Annotated in this window: 3 protein-coding genes and 1 pseudogene; 1 reads left to right on the top strand and 3 read right to left on the bottom strand. The window is 49.2% G+C overall.

Going from position 1 to position 3353, the window contains the following annotated elements:
* Both ACNA7P_RS11025 and norR read right to left on the bottom strand, forming a co-directional pair.
* Positions 1 to 327, bottom strand: a 327-nt coding sequence (locus ACNA7P_RS11025; protein ID WP_416258674.1) for a HesA/MoeB/ThiF family protein, incomplete at its 3' end; no start/stop codon positions are given.
* 87 nt (positions 328 to 414) lie between these two features.
* Positions 415 to 1941 carry a nitric oxide reductase transcriptional regulator NorR gene (gene norR / locus ACNA7P_RS11020; protein WP_416258673.1) on the bottom strand — a complete coding sequence of 509 codons (1527 nt, stop codon included), beginning with the start codon at positions 1939 to 1941 and terminating at the stop codon, positions 415 to 417.
* Between the two features lie 291 nt (positions 1942 to 2232).
* Here norR and ACNA7P_RS11015 point away from each other — a divergent pair, with 291 nt between their 5' ends.
* The gene (locus ACNA7P_RS11015; RefSeq protein ID WP_416258672.1) at positions 2233 to 2769 is read left to right on the top strand and encodes a hemerythrin domain-containing protein; all 537 of its coding nucleotides are present in this window, start codon (positions 2233 to 2235) and stop codon (positions 2767 to 2769) included.
* A 65-nt stretch (positions 2770 to 2834) separates the two neighbouring features.
* On the opposite strand, the pseudogene ACNA7P_RS11010 reads toward ACNA7P_RS11015, so the two are convergent.
* Positions 2835 to 3353: pseudogene (locus ACNA7P_RS11010) on the bottom strand (oxygen-independent coproporphyrinogen III oxidase); the annotation flags it as partial.

The raw sequence follows: 3353 nt of genomic DNA, 5'->3' as shown, positions 1-3353 counted from the left end.
GATGCTACTGTTAAGCTGCTGCAAGGCGCTTGCAGCTGTTTCGGCTTTGTTCGCGCCCACATCGCTTTCACGAAAGAGAATCTGGCGCTGCAGATTGCTTTCGTCAATGCTATCGTGGTCGGCTAAATAGAGCGTGCCCACGCCGCTACTTGCCAAATAGGGTGCAACCGCACAGCCTAATCCACCAACCCCTACAATCAGTACTCGTGCGGCAAGAATTCGTTCTTGGCCAATAAAATCGAGCGCGGGCAACATAACGTGGCGAGCGTAACGCATGCTTTGCTGATGGCTTAACGATGTGCTGATGGGATTTACTAAAGGTTTCATATGCTTTCTCTGTGGTTCGGTTACATGGCTATACTGGGCTCTATAATGTATGCACTTAATACTATTCACTCTAATACTGGCTAGCTGCTATTTTAACCCTAGCCGGTTTGCGAGTTTATGCAGATTACTGGCATCAACGCCTAAAACCCGCGCGGCATGCGCCCATGATTGTTCAGTTTCGGCAAGGGCGTGGCGAATTAGGTTGCGTTGTGTTTGCTCCACAGCGCTTTTTAGCGAGGGCAATGGAGCGTTGGTTGTAATTACTTCATCGTTGCTCAAAGCCGCAACGGGTGTATCGCTTAAGCCATGGAAAAACTCTGGGGTAAGGCTAACAATGTCGGCACGATTTACACCGTGGCTCAGCGCTTTGATTGCTGCACGGCTAACCACATGTTCAAGTTCGCGCACATTTCCCGGCCAATCATAGTGGAGCAATAGCTGTTCTGCGCTTGCTGATAGCCGTAATGAACGGAAGCCAAGCCGCGCACGATTCTGTTCTAAAAAGAACCCAGCGAGTAACAGAATGTCGTTGTCTCGCTCTCGTAATGGTGGAATATGCAGAGGGTATACGGATAGGCGATGGTACAAATCGGCTCGGAACTCACCACTTTTCACTTGTTCTTGCAGCTTACGGTTAGTAGCTGCCACGATACGCACATCTACATATCTAGTTTTGTCAGTGCCCAATCGTTGCACTTCGCCATTTTGCAAAACTCGCAGCAGCTTGGCTTGAATGCTCAATGGTAGCTCACCTACTTCATCAAGAAAAATAGTGCCATTATGTGCTGTTTCAAAACGCCCTTGGCGTTCTCCCGCAGCGCCGGAAAACGCGCCTTTGGCATGCCCAAAAAGCTCACTTTCAGCCAATGTTTCCGGTAGTGCGGCGCAGTTTACATACACCATAGGCTGCTTGCTGCGTGGTGAAAGCACATGCAGCCGCCGAGCGAATAGTTCTTTACCTGTGCCGGTTTCGCCTAGTAGTAATACCGGCAAATCGGAATCGGCCACTACACTCAGCTCAGCGAGTACGGCACGAATTTCTTTACTATGGCCAATAATCGAAGCTTCCGCTTGCAACTTCCGCTCCATTTGCTCTTCACTTTGCCGCCCTTGGCGCAGCGCCTTGTTATCTTGCTCTAATCGAGACATCCGCAGCATGGCTTCAATTACCAACGCGCAACGTTGTAACTCCACACGATGCGTTTCGTTAAACGTGCCCGGAGTAAGCGCATCCAAGGTAACTACCCCCCATGTTTCCCCCTCAATGAATAACGGCATACCCATGCAATCATGTACTGCTAAGTGTTGTCCGGGCTGCGCCTCAATGAGGCCATCATAGGGATCGGGCAGGGGGCTATTGGGCTCAAAACGGATAGCGGTGCGAGCGCTGCATAACATGGCCAACCGCGGGTGGCGAGCAAGCTCAAAGCGCCGGCCAAATGCTTCCTTTACCAAACCATGGTTTGCTACTGGGGTAAGTGCATCGTCTTCTTTGCGCAACAGCACTACCGCGCCGCAATCAAAATAATTCTTTAACGTAGCCACCAGCTTTTGCAAGCGAACGGGGCCCGGCTGGTTGGTAACGAGATCGGCAAGTAAGGTTTCTTGAATCATGGTGTTTTCTACCTAGGGGTGGTGAATTCCACCGTAAGAAGCGAGGGTAAAAAGTACCATGGGCGATAATTTCTGCATATTCCAACAAAGGAGTACCTACTTTATGTTAGTAACAACATGTTTCTTGCGATTACAAGGTGCGCTGTGGCGAATTTTGCCCAATAAACGCTTGGGCTACTCTATGAACCCTAAATGTGGGTAACTTCACTAAGGTGGCACAACTATTGCAAAACCTGAGTAGTGGTACGCAATCTCAACGATTGCTAATTTGAATCGCACTAGGAGAGTAGTATGCAGTTTTCACCCAGCACCGAAGCCAACTTAAATCGCAGTGTTCATCAGTGGCAGAAAGCCGCTAACCCAGAGCTTATTGAGTTCATTCTAGAACGCTATCATGCAGTGCATCGGCAACAATTGCCTGAGGCAATTCTGCTTGCTCGTCGTGTGGAGCAAGCACACGGTGGCGAGGCGCATTGTCCAGATGGTTTGGCGGAGCACTTAACGGCAATGTTTCAGGAGTTAGAAAGCCACATGATGAAAGAGGAGCAGATTTTGTTCCCGATGCTCGCTGGCGAAAGCTATCCCCAAGGCCCAATTATGGTGATGGAGAGTGAGCATGATGATCATGAGCTGGCGGTACAGCAGATTCTGGCACTCACCGATAACTTGCGATTACCGAGCGGCGCATGCGGAACGTGGCGAGCTTTGTATCAATTGCTTGGCGAACTCGTAGCGGATGTACGTGCGCATATAGAGCTTGAAAGCCGGGTGTTATTCGTGCCGGAAGAGCAACTAGCAGGGCAATGCTGCGGTAGCTGTGGAGGTTAGGATAACGCCCCAGAATGGCAAAGCCCAACTCATCACGTTATGAGCTGGGCTTATTTTTTGGGCGATTACACTACTTTCGAGTAACGTTGTTGCCCTTCATGTAAGTAAGCATCAAAGGTACTGCAAATACTGCGTACCCATAAGCGGCCAATAGCCGTAACCTGTAACGCATTATCATCCAGTGTTACTAAATCATCATTAAGGAAATTGGCTAACCGTGGAATACTATCGGCAAAGTACTCTCGGAAGCTCAGTTGCCATTTCGCTTCGAATGGCTTGATATCTAGTTGAAAATGACAAATCACCTCAGCAATTAAATCCGCCCGGATTTGATCATCGAGGGTTAGGCTCACGCCTTTTACTACCGGCAATTGTTGTTGTTTCAGAGCCGCATAGTAATCCGGTAAATCTTTACTATTTTGCCAAATCACCCCATTTACCTGACTGATAGATGAGTTGCCTAAGCCCAATAAAGCGTCGGAGCCATGGGTTGTGTAGCCTTGAAAATTGCGCTGCAACGTACCCGAGCGTTGAGCTTTTGCGAGTTCATCTTCAGGGCGCGCAAAGTGGTCCATGCCAATAAA

The organism is Aliidiomarina sp., from assembly GCF_047920995.1.
Taxonomy (GTDB): Bacteria; Pseudomonadota; Gammaproteobacteria; order Enterobacterales; family Alteromonadaceae; genus Aliidiomarina.
The sequence above is the reverse complement of the archived record's forward strand: the minus strand, read 5'-3'. Positions and strand labels throughout refer to the sequence as shown.